The organism is Paenibacillus sp. p3-SID1389 (assembly GCF_025151705.1).
Classification (GTDB): Bacteria; Bacillota; Bacilli; order Paenibacillales; family Paenibacillaceae; genus Fontibacillus; species Fontibacillus phoenicis.
In genome coordinates this window covers 1-4,281 of record NZ_JALXVO010000098.1, presented here as the reverse complement: position 1 = coordinate 4,281, position 4,281 = coordinate 1, and the positions used below count along the sequence as shown (strand labels likewise).

The following is a 4,281-nucleotide window of genomic DNA, read 5'->3' as shown; positions in this document are numbered from 1 at the left end:
AAAAAGCCGTCCCTTAGCGGGACGACTCCATTTTCCGATCTTCCTTACTGTACATCTGCTCATGCTCCAGATGCACCAGCACTTTGCCAAATCGGCCGCCTTCTTCTGGAAATACGAGCCCGACCGGAGTCAGACCGGAGTCAACTTGCGGAGCCGCAGACAGCATCCACTTCGACGCTATCGATCGCGCTGTCGAAAGAGGACAAAAAGCAAGGCTGGAAATTCGTCGGCCCGACGACGATGTACGCTTTCATGCAAGCGATGGGGTTGTTCAACGATCATGTTGAAGACTGCGTCATTAGGGCAGAGGTTGAGCTCGCGCGCCAACAGTTCCAGCATCCCCGGGCAGTAACCGGCAAACGTTAAGCGGCAGCTGACGCCCTTACCTTTTGTTGGCGATCGACTAAGGGATTACGAACGAAGTCTGCTTTAGAAAGCAAAATAGATCGGGGGAATTAGTCCTGAGAATTGATCAGATCTATTTATTAATTTATAATCGAGCGAATTACATTTGTATAGTGATGACCCTTCAATGTAGACTAAAGCTCCCTTATGCATGGGTTGGTCTAGGGACTTAGAATTTGAGTGTAATGTCAAAAATAAGCTTGCATCAGAAGTCGCTCCTAAGTTTAAAACTGAATAAAGTCCAGCGTTGATCCTCGACTTTGATAAGAAAAAACGCCCATCACATATCGATGGGCGTCAACGTCGTTAAGTATTATAAATCTATTAGCTAACTAACCTACTACCTAAAGCCTTCCCCCAAAAAAACAAGTATGATTCCTCAATAAGATAAAAATCCAACTATTAGGTTACCGGAAAATTGAATACGAAATTCCAACTCGAATGTGTACCGCGTTGTAATGTTGCCGTAATATTGATACCACAAGCATAAGCGAGACCATATTTCAGAACTGCATCCCAACCCCAATTTCTTACAAGTATCGTATCAGAATCAAATGCATTTAAGGTGTCTTGTTGATTAGTTACAGCCTTGCCTCCATTTGTATAACCAGCACCACCATTTTGTGAAACTAAAATTCGTTTATTAGACACTGTTACAGAGCTGTCGAGTAGATCAAATCTATAATCAATTTTATCCATTCCAACATAAGTAAAGCCATCCTTCGAATAAGAAGTATAATAAATAGTTGCATAGACCTTAAGTGATATACTGTCGTCAGTCTTATTACCAGATTGCGTGTGGGTTGTTGCACTTATTACAGCTTCAGCTTTATATTGTGTGGCAGTTTCGTTGGTTTGGATTCGCATAAAGTCATCTAGCTTTTGTACTTTAATCTCTCCTACTTCAAGTTCGTAAACTTCTCCTGTTTCCAAGTTCTCTAGTTGTCCATTTGCATCAAGGATATTCTTTACCATAAATTCCTCATATCATGATGGGACTGAACAAATTGATAATTTTCATTATTACCAATTTGTTCAGCATTTGCAATCGAACCATAAGAAGTAACTAATAAGACGGAACTAAGAAAAAGAATCATTTTTTTTCTCCCTGAATCCGTGATAAAGGTTCTTTGAAAATTAAAGATAATTGAAGGAAAAAGCACCTCCGGTAAAGAAATTAAAAGAAAATCATAACTTTTCCAATTTCACCTGAGAGGTGCTCTATGAAGATCCAATTTGTCCGCTCGAAAGAGTTAATTCTCTCTACTCACGCCGGTCTTGCAACCGTTGGCGCTTTGCTTGCGCATACTGGACTTAGAAAGCGCCTGAATCATACAAAGATCAAAAGTATGAAAACACCGATTCATTCCCACGCCGATGTCATGAAGAGCTATCTGGGCCTGCTCTGCCAAGGCAAGAGCGACTTTGACCATATTGAGCCGTTTCGAAAAGACGATGTATTCACAATCTGCCTTCAGCTCCAAAAAGTCCCCTCCAGCCCGACTCTTCGCCAGCGTCTTGACGCCGCAGCACAGACGCCGGAATGGAACCGGATTTTACTTGAGGAATCCGCTGATCTCATTCGCAAGGTAAAGGCTCCATTAACAGGGCTGACAGCAGGTGAAAAGGCTTATGCGCCGCTGGATATCGACGTATCTCCTTTCGACAATTCCGGCACAAAGAAAGAAGGCGTATCTCGTACTTACAAAGGGACTGACGGCTATGCTCCCATCTTTGCCTACCTGGGCCAAGAAGGCTATGGCGTTAATGTGGAACTGCGTGAGGGCAGTGTGCATTGCCAGAAGGGAACAGCCGCATTTTTAGAACAGAGCATCGCATACGCCAAACGTGCAACGGACCTGCCGCTGCTCATTCGCATGGACGCTGGAAACGACAGCGCCGAAAATTTGCATGTTTGTCATCGCGAGAAAGCCGACTATATCATCAAGGCCAATCTCCGCAGAGAACCGAAGGAAATGTGGCTGCGCATTGCGGAAACGACGGGAATCGCCTGCCAGCAGCGCGAAGGAAAAGTCGAATATATCGGCGCGATAGAATTTCGCGAAAAGGGATTCGACCGCCCCCTTCGCCAAGTGTTCCACGTCATTCATCGAACGATTGATCGGGATGGACAAGTGTTGCTGTTCCCGGAAATTGAAGTGAGCGTCTATTGGACGTCGCTTCGCTGTGCCCCGTCACGAGTGATTGAGCTTTACCGCGATCATGGGACAAGTGAGCAATTCCACAGCGAAATCAAAACCGATTTGGATTTGGAGCGTCTGCCTGCAGGAAAATTCGCAACGAATGATCTCGTACTGCATGCCGGCTTGTTTGCCTATAACCTTCTTCGAATCATCGGCCAGGAGAGTCTGCGTGAGCATGACTCGCCGATTCGAAACAACGTGCAGCGTCGCCGTATTCGTACGGTTATCCAGAATATTATTTACATGGCGGCAAGATTGGTTCGACATGCGCGAGGTATTCGATTCAATTTCGGCTGCAACAGTCCGTGGTTTCCCGTTATCCGTCGTATTTACTGTGCCTTTACCTGACAGGATGGAATGTTATAGGGGTCAATAAGGCCTTGTCAGCCAAGGTCTGTTTGATCATGCGCTCCATCAGAGTGCGATCTCATTAAACAGTTTGTCAGCGTCAAAAATCGCACATTTTACAATAACAACCAGATTTTCAATCGAGCAATACAAAGCGTCACGGATTCAGGTTCTCAAAAACATGTAAACATCCTCCTTTTTAGGTTATAATTACAATGTTATTATATACCAATATTGAAAATATTGGTAGTGTTAAATTACAAAATTTGGGAGGTAACTATGAAAATCAAATTTGGTCTTGTTTTATTAATTTTTATTTTTGTATTCGTTGGGTGTAATAGTAATCCTAAGCAGGAAACTGACAATAAAATAAGCAAGGAGATCATTTCTTTACAAGGACAAAGTGACCATTGGACGGCTAATTATACTATAAGAGAGACTGAAAAAAGTTCCGAAGCATCGAAATATTTGCTCCAATGTACTATTGAACCACGCAACTCTAAAGAATTGATTTTTGATGTCGCTTATAATATAGCTAGTCCCAGTAACGTTTCTCAACTAAGTGGAACTATAACTTCTGAGACTGATAGTTACCTCAGTGATAAGGTCATTTCTCCTTCAATAGACACCAACTTCTTGCCAAGGAAAGGGGAGGATATCATCATTACAATTAAATGGAATAAGAAGTTTGAAGAGAAGATTGTTCTCACACCTTAAAAATTTTCGAGAAAACAAGTTGCTAAGGAGCCTGATAAGATGTTGGAGAAACTCGATTATAAAATCGAGCTATTTAATAACTTATAAGACTCTAAGAAGTTGCAATAGCACGTGTATTTTCAGTCTCTTGCTCACTTCGACAGAAAAACTTGCCGATAATTGGGGTAAGGTTCTCCGTATCAACTATAGAGCGAAATCGAAGGCACCCGATTGGGTGCCTCAGCTGGTTGAAACGGGTATTGGGAATGGTGAACTTACACTAGTGAAGGACATAACGCTCGGCTCACTAACGGAATCGACTTGTCCCTTTCTAGCATGTGCTTTTGCTTGTGTGGAGGTTAATGACATTTCAAACACTTCAAAGATTGTTTTTGGGATTCTCATTTCTTTAGACGAAAAACAATTGCATTATTCATCGGCCTAATTGTTCAATAAGCCCGAATCACAGAAACGGCTGGCGTCATTTTTATCGATTTTGCAATCCATTAGGATCACTGAATAAGAAAAACGCCTGGCGGCGTCCTTTTAAGTTCGTTCAACTGAGTTCATACGTGCAAAATAGCCGGGTGTGGGGAACAATCTACATCCGGCTTATTTTCTTACGTCA

4 protein-coding genes are annotated in these 4,281 nt (G+C 42.7%); 3 read left to right on the top strand and 1 reads right to left on the bottom strand.

Going from position 1 to position 4,281, the window contains the following annotated elements; all coding sequences use genetic code 11:
• A partial coding sequence (locus M3G15_RS21570) for a DNA-3-methyladenine glycosylase I (protein ID WP_311202313.1) occupies nucleotides 1-366 on the top strand: 366 nt, incomplete at its 5' end.
• A gap of 441 nt (nucleotides 367-807) precedes the next feature.
• Here M3G15_RS21570 and M3G15_RS21100 read toward each other — a convergent pair.
• Nucleotides 808-1,380 (bottom strand): hypothetical protein, encoded by a 573-nt coding sequence (locus tag M3G15_RS21100; protein ID WP_036646315.1) that lies wholly within the window; start codon nucleotides 1,378-1,380, stop codon nucleotides 808-810.
• 248 nt (nucleotides 1,381-1,628) lie between these two features.
• Here M3G15_RS21100 and M3G15_RS21095 point away from each other — a divergent pair, with 248 nt between their 5' ends.
• Complete coding sequence (locus M3G15_RS21095; protein ID WP_009227150.1) at nucleotides 1,629-2,957, top strand: IS1380 family transposase; 1,329 nt, start codon at nucleotides 1,629-1,631, stop codon at nucleotides 2,955-2,957.
• Between the two features lie 279 nt (nucleotides 2,958-3,236).
• The gene (locus M3G15_RS21090; RefSeq protein WP_036646317.1) at nucleotides 3,237-3,674 is read left to right on the top strand and encodes a hypothetical protein; all 438 of its coding nucleotides are present in this window, start codon (nucleotides 3,237-3,239) and stop codon (nucleotides 3,672-3,674) included.
• Nucleotides 3,675-4,281 lie beyond the last annotated feature (607 nt).